The 14678-nt window shown below is 71.7% G+C and carries 16 protein-coding genes and 1 pseudogene; 7 read left to right on the forward strand and 10 right to left on the reverse strand.

Going from position 1 to position 14678, the window contains the following annotated elements:
- The first annotated feature begins 27 nt into the window (after positions 1–27).
- The 4 genes from H4W80_RS13300 (at position 28) to H4W80_RS13315 (ending at position 3008) form a co-directional block, all read left to right on the forward strand.
- Positions 28–720, forward strand: a complete 693-nt coding sequence (locus H4W80_RS13300) for a GntR family transcriptional regulator (protein WP_192785376.1) — start codon at positions 28–30, stop codon at positions 718–720.
- The gene (locus H4W80_RS13305) at positions 713–1870 is read left to right on the forward strand and encodes an MFS transporter (RefSeq protein WP_192785377.1); all 1158 of its coding nucleotides are present in this window, start codon (positions 713–715) and stop codon (positions 1868–1870) included. Before H4W80_RS13300 ends, H4W80_RS13305 begins: the two co-directional genes overlap by 8 nt.
- A gap of 376 nt (positions 1871–2246) precedes the next feature.
- On the forward strand, positions 2247–2717 hold the full coding sequence (gene rraA, locus H4W80_RS13310) for a ribonuclease E activity regulator RraA (protein WP_192785378.1): 471 nt from the start codon (positions 2247–2249) through the stop codon (positions 2715–2717).
- A gap of 45 nt (positions 2718–2762) precedes the next feature.
- The gene (locus H4W80_RS13315; RefSeq protein WP_192785379.1) at positions 2763–3008 is read left to right on the forward strand and encodes a hypothetical protein; all 246 of its coding nucleotides are present in this window, start codon (positions 2763–2765) and stop codon (positions 3006–3008) included.
- Positions 3009–3060: 52 nt separating this feature from the next.
- On the opposite strand, the gene H4W80_RS13320 is transcribed toward H4W80_RS13315, so the two are convergent.
- The 4 genes from H4W80_RS13320 to H4W80_RS13335 form a co-directional block, all read right to left on the reverse strand.
- Entirely contained in the window at positions 3061–3708 is a 648-nt protein-coding gene (locus tag H4W80_RS13320; protein ID WP_225963413.1) for a glycoside hydrolase family protein, read from the reverse strand.
- A gap of 126 nt (positions 3709–3834) precedes the next feature.
- Positions 3835–4413 (reverse strand): hypothetical protein, encoded by a 579-nt coding sequence (locus H4W80_RS13325; protein ID WP_192785380.1) that lies wholly within the window; start codon positions 4411–4413, stop codon positions 3835–3837.
- A gap of 293 nt (positions 4414–4706) precedes the next feature.
- Positions 4707–6728, reverse strand: a complete 2022-nt coding sequence (locus tag H4W80_RS13330; RefSeq protein ID WP_225963414.1) for a beta-galactosidase — start codon at positions 6726–6728, stop codon at positions 4707–4709.
- A 1-nt stretch (position 6729) separates the two neighbouring features.
- Positions 6730–6957 carry a hypothetical protein gene (locus tag H4W80_RS13335; RefSeq protein ID WP_192785381.1) on the reverse strand — a complete coding sequence of 76 codons (228 nt, stop codon included), beginning with the start codon at positions 6955–6957 and terminating at the stop codon, positions 6730–6732.
- Positions 6958–7143: 186 nt separating this feature from the next.
- On the opposite strand from H4W80_RS13335, the gene H4W80_RS13340 reads away from it, so the two are divergent.
- Positions 7144–8154: a LacI family DNA-binding transcriptional regulator gene (locus tag H4W80_RS13340; RefSeq protein ID WP_318786846.1), complete on the forward strand. Its 1011-nt coding sequence runs from the start codon at positions 7144–7146 to the stop codon at positions 8152–8154.
- Entirely contained in the window at positions 8151–8603 is a 453-nt protein-coding gene (locus H4W80_RS13345) for an NUDIX hydrolase (protein WP_318786847.1), read from the forward strand. The genes H4W80_RS13340 and H4W80_RS13345 overlap by 4 nt, the downstream gene beginning before the upstream one ends.
- Here the strand turns inward: H4W80_RS13345 and H4W80_RS13350 are convergent.
- Positions 8600–9061 (reverse strand): hypothetical protein, encoded by a 462-nt coding sequence (locus H4W80_RS13350; protein ID WP_192785382.1) that lies wholly within the window; start codon positions 9059–9061, stop codon positions 8600–8602. The genes H4W80_RS13345 and H4W80_RS13350 overlap by 4 nt on opposite strands.
- A 39-nt stretch (positions 9062–9100) precedes the next feature.
- The gene (gene add, locus H4W80_RS13355) at positions 9101–10048 is read right to left on the reverse strand and encodes an adenosine deaminase (RefSeq protein ID WP_192785383.1); all 948 of its coding nucleotides are present in this window, start codon (positions 10046–10048) and stop codon (positions 9101–9103) included.
- Positions 10049–10113: 65 nt separating this feature from the next.
- On the opposite strand from add, the gene H4W80_RS13360 reads away from it, so the two are divergent.
- Positions 10114–10854 (forward strand): alpha/beta fold hydrolase, encoded by a 741-nt coding sequence (locus H4W80_RS13360; RefSeq protein ID WP_192785384.1) that lies wholly within the window; start codon positions 10114–10116, stop codon positions 10852–10854.
- Here H4W80_RS13360 and H4W80_RS13365 read toward each other — a convergent pair.
- The 4 genes and pseudogenes from H4W80_RS13365 to H4W80_RS13380 all read right to left on the reverse strand — a co-directional run bounded on the left by H4W80_RS13365 (position 10851) and on the right by H4W80_RS13380 (position 14670).
- Positions 10851–11609, reverse strand: a complete 759-nt coding sequence (locus tag H4W80_RS13365; protein WP_192785385.1) for a class I SAM-dependent methyltransferase — start codon at positions 11607–11609, stop codon at positions 10851–10853. The two genes, H4W80_RS13360 and H4W80_RS13365, sit on opposite strands and share 4 nt — an antisense overlap.
- An 87-nt stretch (positions 11610–11696) precedes the next feature.
- Positions 11697–12713: pseudogene (locus tag H4W80_RS13370) on the reverse strand (RNA polymerase sigma factor); the annotation flags it as partial.
- 139 nt (positions 12714–12852) lie between these two features.
- The gene (locus H4W80_RS13375) at positions 12853–13173 is read right to left on the reverse strand and encodes an MmcQ/YjbR family DNA-binding protein (protein ID WP_192785387.1); all 321 of its coding nucleotides are present in this window, start codon (positions 13171–13173) and stop codon (positions 12853–12855) included.
- 66 nt (positions 13174–13239) lie between these two features.
- Positions 13240–14670: a WS/DGAT/MGAT family O-acyltransferase gene (locus H4W80_RS13380; protein WP_192785388.1), complete on the reverse strand. Its 1431-nt coding sequence runs from the start codon at positions 14668–14670 to the stop codon at positions 13240–13242.
- Positions 14671–14678 lie beyond the last annotated feature (8 nt).

The following is a 14678-nucleotide window of genomic DNA, read 5'->3' on the forward strand; positions in this document are numbered from 1 at the left end:
AACGGTCAGCCACGAGACAGGACAGCGATGGGCGAATCAGCGGCCGAGCTCTACACGACGAAGGCGGACTACGCCTACCTGCAGGTCAAGGAGCTGATCCTGTCCGGCCGGCTGGCCCCCGGCTCCGTCATCGCCCAGGCCCGGCTGGCCCGCGACATCGGCATCAGCACCACTCCCCTGCGCGAGGCGCTGCGCCGGCTCAAGAGCGAGGGGCTGGTCGAGCTGGACGCCCACCGCGACGCCCGCGTGGCACCGCTGGCCGCCGAGGAGGCCCGCGACCTGCTGGAGCTGCGCCGCTCCCTCGACCCCCTCGCGGTCGCGCTGGCCGCCGAACGCCGTACCAAGGCCGACATCGCCGCCATGCGCGCCGCCCACGAGGGCCTCGAACCCCTGCCCGGCAACCCCGCCTACGAGCAGCTCGTCGCGCACCGCAGGTTCCACGCCGCCCTTTACTCGGCCTCCCACAACGACCTGCTCATCCAGACCCTCGACAGCCTGTGGGACAAGAGCGACCGCTACCGCCGCCTCGCCCTGGAGGTCGAGCGCGGCCAGGACGCCCGCGACCGCAAGGCCGCCGAGCACGAGGCCCTGCTGGAGTACGTCATCGCGGGCGACGCGGAGTCGGCCGCCGGCGTGATGCGCGAGCACATCGACACCAGCCTCGGCGCCCAGGCCGCCTGGCGGCTGCGCAAGCACCAGCAGGACGAGGTAGATGCCTGACGCCTGGCATCGGCACGCGGTCCTGCTCGCCCACTCCACCGGCACCCAGGTGATCACCTTCGTGCTGCGGCCCACCATGTCGTACCGCGCGATCGAGCTCGACGTGCCCACGGCCTGGCTCGGCGTGCTCGGCGCCAGCTTCGCCATCGCGCCGCTGCTGCTGGCCCTGCCCGCCGGTCACGCCGCCGACCGGTACGGCGAGCGCCGCATGGCCGTGGCGGGCGCGCTCCTGCTCACCGCCTCCGCCGTCGCGTTCACCGCGTTCGGCCACACCGTCCCCGGCCTGGTCGCGGCCGGGATCCTGCTCGGCACCGGCCACCTGGGCAGCGTCATCGCGCAGCAGGCCCTGGTCGCCAACACCACCGAGCACGGCCGCCACGACACCGCCTTCGGCCACTACACCTTCGCCGCGTCCCTCGGCCAGGCCGCCGGCCCGCTCATGATCAGCCTGCTCGGCGGCGACGGCTCCATCCCCGACACCGGCCGCATCTTCGCCTGGTCCTGCGCCCTCGGCGTGCTCCTCCTCGCGCTGTCCGCGCTGCTCCCGCGCAGCGGCGCGGCCGCGGGGAACCGGGCCGAGGGCGGGGACCTGCGCTCGCTGCTGCGCCTGCCCGGCCTCGCGCACGCCCTGGTGACCAGCTGCGTGGTGCTGTCCGCGGTCGACATCACGCTGGCGTACCTGCCCGCGCTCGGCACCGAGCAGGGCCTGACCGCGAGCGCCGTGGGGCTGCTGCTGACCGTACGCGGCGTCGCGTCCATGGGCTCGCGCTTCTTCCTCGGCCACCTCGCCCGCCTGATCGGCCGGCGCAGGCTGCTGGTCGGCAGCACCCTCGCGGCGGCGGTCGCCATGCTGCTCACACCCGTGTCCATGCCGCTGTGGGCGCTGGCCGCGCTGCTGCTGGTCGCGGGGTTCGGGCTGGGGGTGGGGCAGCCGCTGACCATGTCGTGGCTGGCCGAGTCCGCCCCCGCCGGGATGCGCGGCCGGGCCATGTCCCTGCGGCTGGTCGGCAACCGTACCGGCCAGCTGGTCATCCCCGGCGCGGCCGGGCTCGTGGCCGCCGGGCTCGGGGCCGGCGGCGTGCTCCTCGTCACCGCGCTTAGCCTCGGCTGGGCCGGCATGGCCGCCCGGCGGCTTCCCGTCGATCCGTAATGCCGGGCGCGGACCCCTGGCTTCAGCCATGGGGGTAAGCCCGGCGCGGGAGTGCCCGCCAGGGCGCGAGCGTGCATTGACGGGAATCGACTGCGGTGACGTGCCCGGCGTGAGTATGGTGGGTCGCGGTCGAACACGAGTGATAACCAAGCTCGCGAGGGGGACCGGGCAAGGATCTGCTCGCCGCCGGGAGGGCGGAGCACGCACGACTCAGACCGGGTGCGCGTGTTGGGGCGTGGAAACCCGCGAAAGCGGGGCCGGAAGGTGAATCGCCAAGCAACAGCGTCGCGACCATGCGCGTAGCCGCACGGTTGGGACGGCTGGAATCCCCCGGATTCATCCGTGGGGAGCGCTTCAACCGTAGGAAGGTTCCACCATGACCGTTGTCACCGCAGACCTGTACGACGAGCGCGGCGACCAGCTCGACTCCTGCGACCTGCAGCTCCGCCAGTACGGCGGCCGGCGCGCCTTCAGCGGCACGGTCGTCACCGTCCGGTGCCACGAGGACAACGTCCTGCTCAAGTCCGTCCTGTCCGAGCCCGGCGAGGGCCGGGTCCTGGTGGTGGACGGCGGCGGCTCCCTGCACACCGCCCTCATGGGCGACGTCATCGCCGGCATGGCGGTCGCCAACGGCTGGGCCGGCGTGGTCATCAACGGCGCCGTACGCGACGTCGCCGCCCTGCGCGAGCTCGACCTGGGCGTCAAGGCCCTCGGCTCCAACCCCCGCAAGAGCGCCAAGGCGGGCGGCGGCGAGCGCGACGTCCCCGTCACCTTCGGCGGCGCCACCTTCCGCCCTGGCGCCGAGCTGTTCAGCGACGACGACGGGATCCTCGTCACGCTCGGCTGATCGGAGATCTTGCGCCGGCCGGCCCCATGGCCGAGCCTTTCCCTCATGACCTTGGACGCGGACACGGTGGCCGCCATCGACGAATACCTCGCCGGCTACGGGAGGCGGCGGCACCGGCTCACCCGGGAGAGCCGCATCCTGGTGGAGTCGCTGGTCATTATCCACGGGACGGACGTCCTCGACCGTCTGGTGCTGGACGACGGCCCGTGCGAGTGCTGCCTCGAGGCGCAGGCCCGGGTTGAGCGGCTGTCGTGGATCAAGTCCGAGTACCGCCGCAAAAGACGGCCGTGAGCAAGATGGCTCTTCTGGCCGCACCGGTGGGAGCGCTGCAGGTGAGGCGGGGTCAGGGGCCCTCGACGGGCAGGAGGGGGCCGGTGAGGGGCTCGTCGCGGTCGCAGGTCAGCTCGCCGTCCCGCACCCGCAGCCGGGCGGCCTGGACCGACGAGCGGCGGCCCCCGCCCGGGTGGGTGAAGTAGAAGATCACCGCCTCCTCCTCCCCCGTCACCACGACGTCCGCGTGATGGCCGAACCCGTCGTCGTCCGGGCGCGTGCCCGGCCGGTCGAGGATGAGGTCCCGCGGCTCCCAGGCGTCGAGGTCGTCCGAGACCAGCACGCGCTGGCCGCGCCACTCGTCGACGATCATCCAGTGCCGGTCCCCGAGCGTGAACACGTTGGGCCCCTCGTGCGCGGAGATCGTCACGGCGGGTCCGCGGACCTGCCAATGGTGCAGGTCGGCGCTGTCGGCGGCCCAGGTGTGCGAGCCGTCGCCCTCGTCCTTGTACCAGAGCCGGTGGCCGCCGCCGGGCAGCGCGGCCACGCAGGCGTCGATCACGTACGGGGAGGACAGGCCGAGGGTGGACCGGAACGTCCACCGGACGAGGTCGGGGCTGGTGTAGTGGCGGATGTGGCGCTCGTGCCCCGGCCACGCCTGGGGGACGCCGCCGTCCGACGAGGACGCGACGCCGAGGTCGGTGCCGTGCGCCCAGCTCACGTCCCCCAGCTCCGGGGCGCTCGCGCGGCGGCCGGTGTAGACGAGCCACCAGGCGCGCTCGGCCCAACGATACCGGCACGCGAAAAGGGCACCCCTGGTCAGGGGTGCCCTCGGGGGATGGCGAGCTCAGTTCGCGGGGAGCTTCACCGAAACCGTCTGGACGACCGGGTTGGCGTCCTTCTCGGCCCAGGCGCCGGTGGAGTAGGCGACCGGGTAGTTCTTCTTGCCGACGCCGCCGCCCCACTTGGTCACGACGTAGTCGATCTTGATGTGGCCAGCGCCGCCGACGCCGTCCACGGCGAGGGTGTCGGGGTTGAACGTGCCGCCGGTCAGCTCGGCGAACGTCTTGGCGTCGAGGTCGAGCATCACGCCGCTGTTGGAGGGGTTGCCGGGACCGCGGTCACCGACGAAGAACGGGAGCTTCTTGCCCTTGTAGATGACGTAGCCCTCGGTCATGAGCGGCCAGCTCGGGCTGGCGGCCAGCCCCTTCTGCATGGGCTTGCCGGCGGCGGGCAGACCGGTGTCACCCGCGCGGCCGGAGGAGTCGTCCCAGAAGTACGACGCGGTGGTCGAGCCCTGGAGCACGGCCGTCTGAGTGATCGTGCTGCCGGCCTCGGCGTCAGCGTGCGCCGCGGGCGAGCCGACGGCCATGGCGGTCAGCACGGAGGCGGTGAGCATGGCGATAGAGTGCAGGCGAGCAGACATGGGTAGGCGGGGTCCTTCGTTCGGCGACAGGGCAGTACGCTCTTCACTCACGTAGCCGGGCATGACGCCATGAGGGCGGCACGTGGAGCGTGAATCCAACCAGAGGGATCCGGCCGAGTGGTGCCTTCCACGTTGGTAAGGTCCAGGTCACTCGCCGGTAACGACTACCAAGCTACCCGCCGAAACGGACAAAGGCAAACATAACCCCATGAAACGGATATAGATCTACGTTTGGGGTAAAGGCTTGAGTCAAAAGCCCCGGCAGGCAGCCTGCCGCCGGGGCTTACGCAGGATTACGAGCGGGCGCGCCGGATGACCGCCGCCCCCAGAGGGGCCAGCTCGACCGGGCCCGACACCGCCTGCCCGGTGAGCAGGTCGGTCCCCTCCCCCTCGAACGGGACGGACGCGCCCAGCTCGCCGCTGTGGTTGAGCAGGAACACGTACTCGTGCTCCTCGTCCCCCCGCACGGCGCACTCCACGTGGGCGGGCGCCTGCGGGAACGGCGAGCGGACGCCCGCCGCCGCCACGGCCGCGAGCAGTTCGGCGTCGAAGGCGGCCTGCTCCAGGAGGGTCGCGAAGTAGACCACGCGCCCCGCGCCGTAGCGGTTCTCCACCACGGCGGCCCGGCCGGCCAGCAGCCCGTCGCCGTAGGTGGCCAGCGCCGTGCCGGTCTCCAGGTGCAGGTCGTCGCGCCACCACGTCGAGGTCGTCCGCCGCCCGTCGGGGAACTCCACGGAGAAGACCTCGTGCGGCCGCGCCGGCCAGTACTCGTCCACCTTGGCCCCGATGAGCTGCCGGAACGCGCCCGGGTAGCCGTCGGGCCGCACCCGGTTGCACTCGTCGACCACGCCGGAGAAGAACGACATGACGACCGTCCCGCCGTTCTCGGCGAACTCGGTGATCCGCCGCACGCCCTCGTCACCGATCAGGTACGCGTTCGGCACCACGAGCACCTTGTACCCGTCCAGCGACGACGACGCGGACACGACGTCCACCGGATGGTTGTTCGACCACAGCGGCGTGTAGTGCCGCATGACCGTGTCCGGGTAGCTGAGGTCCTGGCGTGGCAGCCCCGCGGTCTCCTCCAGCCCCCACCAGCCGTCCCAGTCGAACAGGATCGCGATCTCGGCCCGCGAGGTCGTCCCCGCCACAGGAGCGAGCAGCTTCATCTCCCGCCCCAGGTCCACGATCTCCCTGAACGTGCGCGAGTCCGGCCCGGAGTGCGGCAGCATCGCCGAGTGGAAGCGCTCCTGGCCGCCCCGGCCGGCCCGCCACTGGAAGAACATCACCGAGTCCGCCGCCCGCGACACCGCCTGCAGCGAGCCGAGCCGCATCCGGCCGGGCTCCTTGACGATGTTGAGCTGCCACTGGCTGACCGCGCTGGCCGCCTGCTCCATGAGCAGCCACGGCTGCCCGCCCTTGAGCGAGCGGAACAGGTCGTACTGGAAGGCGGCCGAGACGTGCGAGTCGGCGTCGGCGGGGTTGGGGTAGATGTCGAGCGCGACCGCGTCCTCCTCGGGCGCCCACTTCCAGTAGTCGGCGTGCTTGAAGAAGCGCATGAAGTTCGTCAGGACCGGGATGTCGTCGCGGAAGGAGCGGACGATGTCCCGCTCGGCGAGGTAGCACTCGAGGAGGGCGTCGGAGGTGAAGCGCTTGAAGTCGAGCCGGCGGGCCGGGTTCATCCACGTGCGCGGGATGTGGGGCACCTCGACCTGGTCCCAGTCGGTGTAGCGCTGGCTCCAGAAGCGGGTGTACCACGCCTCGTTCAGGGTCTCCAGGTCGCCGTAGCGGCGCTGCAGCCAGCGCCTGAAGTTGGCCGAGGCGGCCTCGTTGTACGCCGTGGGCCCGTACTCGTTGGAGATGTGCCACATCGCCAGCGCCGGGTGGAAGGAGTAGCGCTCGGCGAGCTTGGTGGTGATGCCGGCCGCGTACTCGCGGTAGATGGGCGACGACGGGTCGTAGTGCAGCCGGTTGCCGAACCCGAACCGCTCCCCGTCGGCCATCACCGGGAACACCTCGGGGTGCAGGTGGGTGAGCCAGACGGGCGGGGCCGCGGTCGGGGTGGCCAGGTTGACGCTGATGCCGTTCTCGTGGAGGAGGTCCATGATCTCGTCCAGCCAGCCGAACTCGTACTTGCCCGGCTCCGGCTCCAGGGACGCCCACGCGAAGACGCCGAGGGAGACGATGTTGACGCCGGCCTCACGCATGAGCCGGACGTCCTCCCGCCACACGGTGGGGTCCCATTGCTCCGGGTTGTAGTCGCCGCCGTAGGCGAAGCCCCCGATACGGGTCCTGAAAGCATCCAAGCGCGACATTTCACTGCTCCTGTAGGGGTGGGAGGATCCTCGGCGCTATCCCGGCGGTCGCCGCGGCGTCCGGGCCGGTGTCGCCGTCGGCGAAGGTGACGACGTACCGGAAGGCCGGCTCCAGCGGGCGTACGACGTCGGAGAGCGGGCCGGGGCGCCCCTCCGAGACATGCCCGGCGCCGAACGACCGGAGCCCGCGCCGCCACAGCCCCGCGAGCGGTTTTTCGACCCCGTTCATACACCCCTCGCCATCGGAAAGTTTCCGGCACACTTTCCGAAAGATTACCGTGACATTGCCGAAGGGTTACGGTAGGCTCGGACGCGCAGCGATGTCAACAGCGCCGATCGGGTAGCAGTCTGCTCCAGGTCAGCGGGCAACCTGTGGCTCTGAGGGTTTTTCCGAAAGTTGCAACGCGGAGGTCCTGTGGCTCGAGCAACGCTGGCGGACGTCGCCGCCGCCGCCGGAGTGTCCGTGCCGACGGTCTCCAAGGTCCTGAGCGGAAAGAAGCACGTCTCCGCCGCCACCAGGGACAAGGTGCTCGAAGCGGTCAGGGCCTTCGGATACGAGGCCCCGCGCCCGCCGAGCACTCCCCGGGCCGGTCTCGTCGACCTGCTCATCGACGGGCTCGGCTCCCCGTGGGCCCAGGTGCTCATCAGGGGCGCGGAGCAGGCGGCCGCCCGGTGGGGCTTCTCGCTCGTGGTGACCTCGTCCGCGCGGGCCGACTTCGACCTGCGGCGCTGGATCGGGATCGTGCGCAAGCGCAGCACCGACGGCATCGTGCTGGTGCTGTCGCGGGCCAACCAGGAGGAGATCTCGGCCATCGAGGAGCTCCTGCACGTGCCGCTGGTGCTGCTCGACCCGGTGGGCAAGCGTGATCCGCGCATCTCCACCGTCGGAGCCACCAACTGGTCGGGCGGCGTCATGGCCACGACCCACCTGCTGGAGCTGGGGCACACCAGGATCGGCTTCATCGGCGGGCCGCTCGAGACGCAGTGCACGCTCGACCGGTACGAGGGCTACCTGGCGGCGCACCGGACGTTCGGGATCGACCCCGACCCCGGGCTGACCCGTTACGGCGACTTCCTGATCTCCGGCGGCCGGGAGTTCGGGGCCGAGCTCCTCGAGCGCCCCGACCGCCCCACCGCCATCTTCGCCGGCTCCGACATGCAGGCGGCCGGTGTCTACCAGGCGGCCACCGAGCGCGGGATCCGGGTGCCGGCCCAGCTGTCCGTGGTCGGCTTCGACGACTCCACGTGGTGCGAGATGATGTCGCCGCCGCTCACCACGGTCCGCCAGCCGCTCGACGACATGGCCAATGAGGCGGTCCGCCTCATCTCGGAGGAGCTGACCCATCCGAGGGGCCCGGTCGGGACGCGCATAGAGCTCGCCACCAGCCTCGTCGTCCGCAGCAGCACCGCCGCTCCCGCCTCGTGATCATCACCAGGGAGCTGCGCGTGGCCGCGTACGCGATCTGCGTCGACGACGGCCGGATCCTGCTCGCGCGCTGGGTCGGCCCCTCCGGCGAGCGGCACTGGACGCTCCCCGGCGGCGGCATCGAGCACGCCGAGGACCCGGTGGACGCCGCGATCCGCGAGGTGGAGGAGGAGACCGGCTACACGGTGGCGATCGAGACCCTGCTGGGCATGAGCACCCTGCACTGTCGCTACCCCCGGGGCGAGGGCCGCGAGGCGGACTTCCACGGCCTGCGCATCGTCTACGAGGGCCGCATCACCGGCGGCGCCCTGCGCCACGAGGTCGCCGGCAGCACGGACCGGGCCGCGTGGGTGCCCCTCGACGAGGTGGCCGGCCTCGAACGGGCCGAGGTGGTCGACATCGGCCTGGAGCTGCACCGCGTACGGCCCCGCAACGGCCGGGTGGGCTAACCGGGCACGGCGAGGGCGCCACAGAGCAGGAGGAACAGTGCCACGCCCAGACCGCGCTGCCGCCAGGAGGCGCCCGGCGCGGTCACCAGGGCGGCGAACGGGTAGGCCAGCACGGTGCTCAGCACGCCGAACAGCATCTCGGGGCGGGCGCTGAGCTCCCAGAGCGGCACCAGGAACAGCGGGGCCACGAGCGCGACGTGCCACGCCGGCCGGACGCGCAGGAGGCCGAGCAGCGGCCAGGCCAGCACCGGCACGAGCCAGCGCCCGATCTCCCACGCCTCGACGAGCGGCTCGATGCACCCGAAGTGCCCGCATCGAGATTCGTCCGCCAGCGCGGCGCCGAGCAGCGCCCATCCGATATGGAGGAGCGGCAGCATCGCGCCGACCACCCCCGCGAAGACCACCCGCTCAGGCAGCCGCTGGGTCACGGACGGCGTACCCGGCTTCGATAAGTCCATGCCGACAGCTTCTCACGCGACCATGGGGACGCCCACGCGTCACTCGGCGGCGAGCCAGGCGTCCACCTCCGCCCGCAGCCGCGCCTTGACGGGCTCCGGCGCGAACGACGCCTCGATCGAGGCCCGGGCCAGGTCGGCCAGGTCCGCGTCGCCGTACCCGAACACGTCCCGCAGCCGCGCGTACTCGTCGGCCAGGGCCGTCTCCCCGTCGGAGTTGACCGTGACCACCAGCCCGGCCTCCCTCAGCCGGGGCAGCGGGTGCTCCGGCAGGGAGGGGACGAACCCGAGCAGGACGTTGGAGGTGGGGCAGACCTCCAGCGGGATCCCGCGCTCGCGCACCTCGGCCACCAGCGCGGCGTCGTCCAGCACCCGGATGCCGTGCCCGAGGCGCTCGGCGTGCCCCAGGGAGAGCGCCTCGCGGATGCTGGCGGCCCCGGCGGCCTCGCCCGCGTGGTGGACCAGGCGCAGCCCCGCGTCTCTCGCCGCGTCGAGCACCTGCGCGAACGGCGCCAGCGGGTAGCTCTCGTCGCCGGCCAGCCCCATGCCGATCACCCGGTCGTGGCGGCCGGCCAGCTTGAACGTGCGCCACAGCCGCTCCACCGGCCGCCGCCTTGAGTGGTCGAGCAGCACGTTGTACTCGATGCCGTAGCGGGACGAGCCCTCCTCCAGCCCCTCGATCACCGCCTCCAGCGGCATCTCCGGGTCCCCCACCCGCTCGCCGTGGGAGGCGGCGGTGAAGGTCACCTCGACGTAGCGGGTGCCCTGGGCGGCCTCGTCCTCGCAGAACTCCACCGCGATCCGGCGGAAGTGCTCGGGCGTGCGCAGCAGGTCCCGCACCCGCGCCCGCTCGTCGCCGAACTCCCGGAAACTCGCGAACAACTCGCTGCGCTCGGGCGTGCCGCCCAGGTCGCGCACGGTCGCGGGCCGGACGGTGCTCTCCAGGTGAACATGCAGGTGGGCCTTGGGCAACGCCCGTACGTCTCTCACTCCCCACACTGTAAAGGAGGGTTCGGAGCGTATGCAGCCGGATATTCGCGGCGTACGGTCGGGGAATGACCCTTGTGCTGGTTCACGGCGTCCCTGAGACCGCCGCCGTCTGGGACCCCCTCCGCGCCGCCCTGAGCCGCCAGGACGTGCGGGCGCTGCGGATGCCGGGCTTCGGCTGCCCCCGGCCGGACGGGTTCTCCGCCACGAAGGAGGAGTACGTGGCGTGGCTGGCCGGCGAGCTGGAGGCGATGGCGGGCGACGAGATCGACCTGGTCGGTCACGACTGGGGCGGCGGCCTGGTGGTGCGCCTGGTCAGCACCCGGCCCGACCTCGTACGCACGTGGGCCACGGACGCCGCCGGGCTCGGCCACCCCGCCTTCGAATGGCACGACCTGGCCAGGCTCTGGCAGACGCCCGGGGTCGGCGAGGAGTTCTTCGAGCAGCTGCTGGCCACGCCCCTGGAGGAGCGGGCCAAGGGGTTCGAGGGCTTCGGCGTGCCGTTCGAGCACGCCCTGGAGATCGCGGCCGGCGTCGACCAGGTCATGGCCGGCAGCATCCTGGCCCTCTACCGGTCGGCCGTGCGGGTCGGGGAGGAGTGGTCGCCCGGGTTCGCGGACGTCCCGGCGCCCGGCCTGGTGATCGTTCCCGAGGGTGACGCGTTCCTGGTGCGGAGCGTGGCGGAGGAGAGCGCGGCCAGAGCGGGCGCCACCGTGGCCGAGCTGCCGGGGCTCGGCCACTGGTGGCTGCTGCAGGATCCGGCGAGCGGCGCGGCCAGGCTGGAGGAGTTCTGGGAGTCGGCCCGCTAACCCTTGGTGATGCGGATCTTCGACTGCTTGTGCGGCCCGCGCTCCCAGTCGTCCATCAACCTCGCCCGCAGCCCGTACCGGGCGGCCAGCGCCACCAGCGTCTCGGTGCGGTAGTAGAAGTCCTCCCGCAGCACCTGGTGCTCCTTGCCCTCGGTGCGGTCGAAGGTGAAGTCGAACCAGGCGGCCGGTTTCATGACCCGCCCCACGTGGGCGAGGCACTCCTCGATGACGTGCAGCGGCGAGTGCGAGAACACGCTGTGCGCGTGGACGACGTCGAAGTGCTCGCCGGGCAGGAAGGCGAAGCGCAGGTCGCGGACGGGCGTGAGGTGGGGCAGCTTGTCGTTGAGCCCGTGCCCGACGATCGTGTCCTGGGCCGCCATGAGGATGTCGGGCGAGATGTCGATGCCGTAGTAGTTTCCGGTGTGCAGGTAGTCGATGAACAGCCGCCCGGCGCGCAGGTTGCCGCACCCGATCTCCAGCATCCGGTAGTCCGGCTTGAGCCCGTGGTCCACCAGATAGTCGAACTGCATGCGCCCCATCGCCAGCCACCGTCCGTGCCGGTGCGAACCGACCGCGCCCTCGGGGTCCCGCGCGGTGTCGGACTTCATGACGGCCCGGTAGTAGGCGACGTGATCGCGCGTGCGCAGCCGGAACCAGGTGTCGCGGGCCAGCCGCCGCAGGTGGGGCGCGATCCGGTCCGGGTTCTTGACCGCGTAGGCGAGTTGGTGGACGAGGCTCGATCGGGCGCGTTTCACTCCTGGGAATCTAGGACAGCCCGCCTGTCCCCACAGGTCCGTGGCGACAGTCTTGGCTCTCCGTTTGCGCAGCCTTTCAGTCGCGGGTCAGCTCAGGTAGTCGCGCAGCGCCAGGGATCGGGACGGGTGGCGGAGCTTGGACATCGTCTTGGCCTCGATCTGGCGGATGCGCTCGCGGGTGACGCCGTAGATGCGGCCGATCTCGTCGAGGGTCATCGGCTTGCCGTCGTTGAGGCCGTAGCGCATGCTGATCACGCCCGCCTCGCGCTCGGAGAGCTGGTCGAGCAGGGCGTGCAGCTGCTGCTGGAGCAGCGTGAACGACACCGCGTCGGCCGGGGAGACGGCCTCGGTGTCCTCGATGAGGTCGCCGAACTCGCTGTCGCCCTCCTCGCCCAGCGGCGTGCTCAGGGAGATCGGCTCGCGGCCGTATCCCTGGACCTCGATGACGCGGTCGACCTCGAGCTCGCACTCCTTGGCCAGCTCCTCGGGCGTGGGCTCGCGGCCGAGGTCGGTCTGCAGGCGGCGCTCCATCCGCGCGACCTTGTTGATCAGCTCGACCATGTGCACGGGGATGCGGATCGTCCGGGCCTGGTCGGCCATGGCCCGGGTGATGGCCTGCTTGATCCACCACGTCGCGTACGTGGAGAACTTGTAGCCCAGCCGGTAGTCGAACTTCTCGATCGTCCGGATCAGGCCCAGGTTGCCCTCCTGGATCAGGTCGAGGAAGAGCATGCCGCGCCCGGTGTAGCGCTTGGCGATGGAGACGACCAGCCGCAGATTGGCCTCCAGCATGCGCCGCTTGGCGACCTCGCCGTCCGCGGCGATCCACTCCAGATCGGCGCGCAGCTCGGCGGGCATGCACGGCTCGGTCTCGAGCCGCTCCTGCGCGAACAGCCCGGCCTCGATGCGCTTGGCCAGATCGATCTCCTGCTCGGCCGTGAGCAGCGGCACGCGGCCGATCTCCTTCAGATAAGCCTTGACCGAGTCGGCGCCGACGGCCGCGCCACCGTCGGCGACGTTGTCGTCGAGTTCGAGAACCTCTGCTGCTTCGGACAAAACACACTCCTCGCTCGCTTTGGACACACGACGCTGAAACGCGGGGACCTATGACATTGGGGCTGAAACCATCGGCACCTCGGGTCTGAGGGAACGGCGAAGTCGGGAGACCTGGCAGGCCGCCTCCTTCCAAGCTACCCAACTGCGCCCGCCAGTGGCCCCAGCCGGCCGCCGACCGGCGGGCGTGTCAGCGGGTCAGGGACCCCACGTAGGTGGCGGCCTCCGCCAGCAGGCCGCGCCAGACCTCCTCGTCCGGCGTGCGCAGGGACACCCACTCCCGCATCCGCCGGGCCGCCATGACCATCTCGTCGGCCGTGCCCCCCTCCACCAGCTCGGCCGCCCGCGCGGCGGGGAGCTTGAGCACGACCCGCTGCTCCTTGGAGAAGAACGCGAACACCTTGCCGTTGACCTTGAGACCCTCGGAGTGGAACATCCGCCCCAGGCTCACCTCGGGACGGACGAGCTGCTCGGTGACCAGGTCGTCGTAGAGCTCCCGGGCGGTTGACATGCGATGCTCCCTTCCTCGGCGCTCCCAAGGTCCCACACCGCACCGACAGTTCCGGCCTGGGTGGGGCTAGTGCGGGAGGGTCGCTTCCGCGTGGAGCAGCTCGTCGAGGGCCGCGCGCAGGTCGGCGGCCAGTTCCCAGGCGTCCGGCACCATCTCTCTGTCGGTGACGACCCCGATGTCGAGGGAGCCGTCATAGGAGAAGGCGGTGATGTTCACGCCGCCGCTCACGTCCGTGATCACCGACACCGGGTAGTGGGTCAGCAGCCGGGCCCCGCACACGTACAGGGGGAACTGCGGTCCGGGCACGTTCGAGACGCCCACGTTGATCGGCGGCGCGGTCTGCCCGACGAGCGAGAAGGCCGAGCGGGCGGCCAGCCCCATGAGCGCCGCCGGCATCGACTCGCTGAACTCGCGCAGCCAGCGCGCGGGCGACAGCGAGAAGCGGTCCTTGATCCGCTGCATGGCGTGCCGCACGTGGTGCAGCCGGGCGACGGGGTCCTCGACGTGCACGGCCAGCGGCGCGGTCATGATCGCCACCTGGTTGCCGGGGCCCTCCACGCCGGCCGCGCGCAGCGAGAACGGCACCCCCGCCACCAGCGGCTGGTGCGGGACGCCGCCGTGCGCGGCCAGCCACGCGCGCAGCGCGCCCGCGCACACCGCCATGACCACGTCGTTGACGGTGACCCCGAACGCCTTGCGCACCCGCTTGATCTCCTCCAGCGGCAGCGACACGAACGCGAAGCGCCGGTGCGCCGACACGGGACCGCTGAACGGCGTCCTCGGCGCGGGCAGCGCCGGCAGCTCGGGGGCCTGCCCGGTCCCGGCCAGCCGCCGGGCGAGCGAGGAGACGGCCTGGCTGCCCGGGATCCAGGACACGACGGGGATCTCGTCCAGGTGCGGGACGGCCCTGGCGGCGAAGCGCAGGGCGAGCGCCGGGTTGCCGGCCAGCCTCGCCAGCCCGCGCGCCACCATCTCCGCGGCCCCCGGAGGCGGGGCGTCGCGCGAGGGCTCCTCGGCGGGCGGCGGCGCGGGCGTCGGGCTGGTGTCCAGGAGGGCGGCCAGGACGTCGGCGCCCCCGATCCCGTCCACGGCCGCGTGGTGGATCTTGGTGTAGAGGCCCATCCGCCCGCCGTACAGCCCGTGGATCAGGTAGATCTCCCACAGCGGCCGGCCGCGGTCCAGCCGCCGCGCGTGCAGCCGCGAGACCTGGTCGGCGAGCTGCCGGTCGTCGCCCGGCGGCGGCAGGCCGATCTCGCGTACGTGGTAGTCGAGGTCGAGATCGTCCTCCTGCATCCAGTACGGGTGGTCCAACCCGAACGGCACGGGGGCCAGCTTGCGCCGCAGCGCGGGCACGTGCGGCAGCCGCCGCTCGAGCAGGGCCTGGAGATCCGCGCGGTTGAGGTCGCCGTCGAGGATGGCCAGGCCGGCGATGTTGGCGATGTTCGTGGCGGTCTCGAAATGGAGGAACTGCGCGTCCAGGGCGGTCAGCTGGGCCATAGGTGACA

Source organism: Nonomuraea angiospora, assembly GCF_014873145.1.
Taxonomy (GTDB): domain Bacteria; phylum Actinomycetota; class Actinomycetes; order Streptosporangiales; family Streptosporangiaceae; genus Nonomuraea; species Nonomuraea angiospora.

What these genes read in the sequence shown, in the direction of transcription:
- H4W80_RS13315 (WP_192785379.1), top strand. Translation starts at nt 2,763, where the DNA reads ATGACCTTGGACGCGGACACGGTGGCCGCCATCGACGAATACCTCGCC.
- H4W80_RS13305 (WP_192785377.1), top strand. Translation starts at nt 713, where the DNA reads ATGCCTGACGCCTGGCATCGGCACGCGGTCCTGCTCGCCCACTCCACC.
- H4W80_RS13380 (WP_192785388.1), bottom strand. Translation starts at nt 14,670, where the DNA reads ATGGCCCAGCTGACCGCCCTGGACGCGCAGTTCCTCCATTTCGAGACC.
- rraA (WP_192785378.1), top strand. Translation starts at nt 2,247, where the DNA reads ATGACCGTTGTCACCGCAGACCTGTACGACGAGCGCGGCGACCAGCTC.
- H4W80_RS13325 (WP_192785380.1), bottom strand. Translation starts at nt 4,413, where the DNA reads ATGTCTGCTCGCCTGCACTCTATCGCCATGCTCACCGCCTCCGTGCTG.
- H4W80_RS13375 (WP_192785387.1), bottom strand. Translation starts at nt 13,173, where the DNA reads ATGTCAACCGCCCGGGAGCTCTACGACGACCTGGTCACCGAGCAGCTC.
- H4W80_RS13300 (WP_192785376.1), top strand. Translation starts at nt 28, where the DNA reads ATGGGCGAATCAGCGGCCGAGCTCTACACGACGAAGGCGGACTACGCC.
- H4W80_RS13360 (WP_192785384.1), top strand. Translation starts at nt 10,114, where the DNA reads ATGACCCTTGTGCTGGTTCACGGCGTCCCTGAGACCGCCGCCGTCTGG.
- H4W80_RS13350 (WP_192785382.1), bottom strand. Translation starts at nt 9,061, where the DNA reads ATGGACTTATCGAAGCCGGGTACGCCGTCCGTGACCCAGCGGCTGCCT.
- H4W80_RS13330 (WP_225963414.1), bottom strand. Translation starts at nt 6,728, where the DNA reads ATGTCGCGCTTGGATGCTTTCAGGACCCGTATCGGGGGCTTCGCCTAC.
- H4W80_RS13335 (WP_192785381.1), bottom strand. Translation starts at nt 6,957, where the DNA reads ATGAACGGGGTCGAAAAACCGCTCGCGGGGCTGTGGCGGCGCGGGCTC.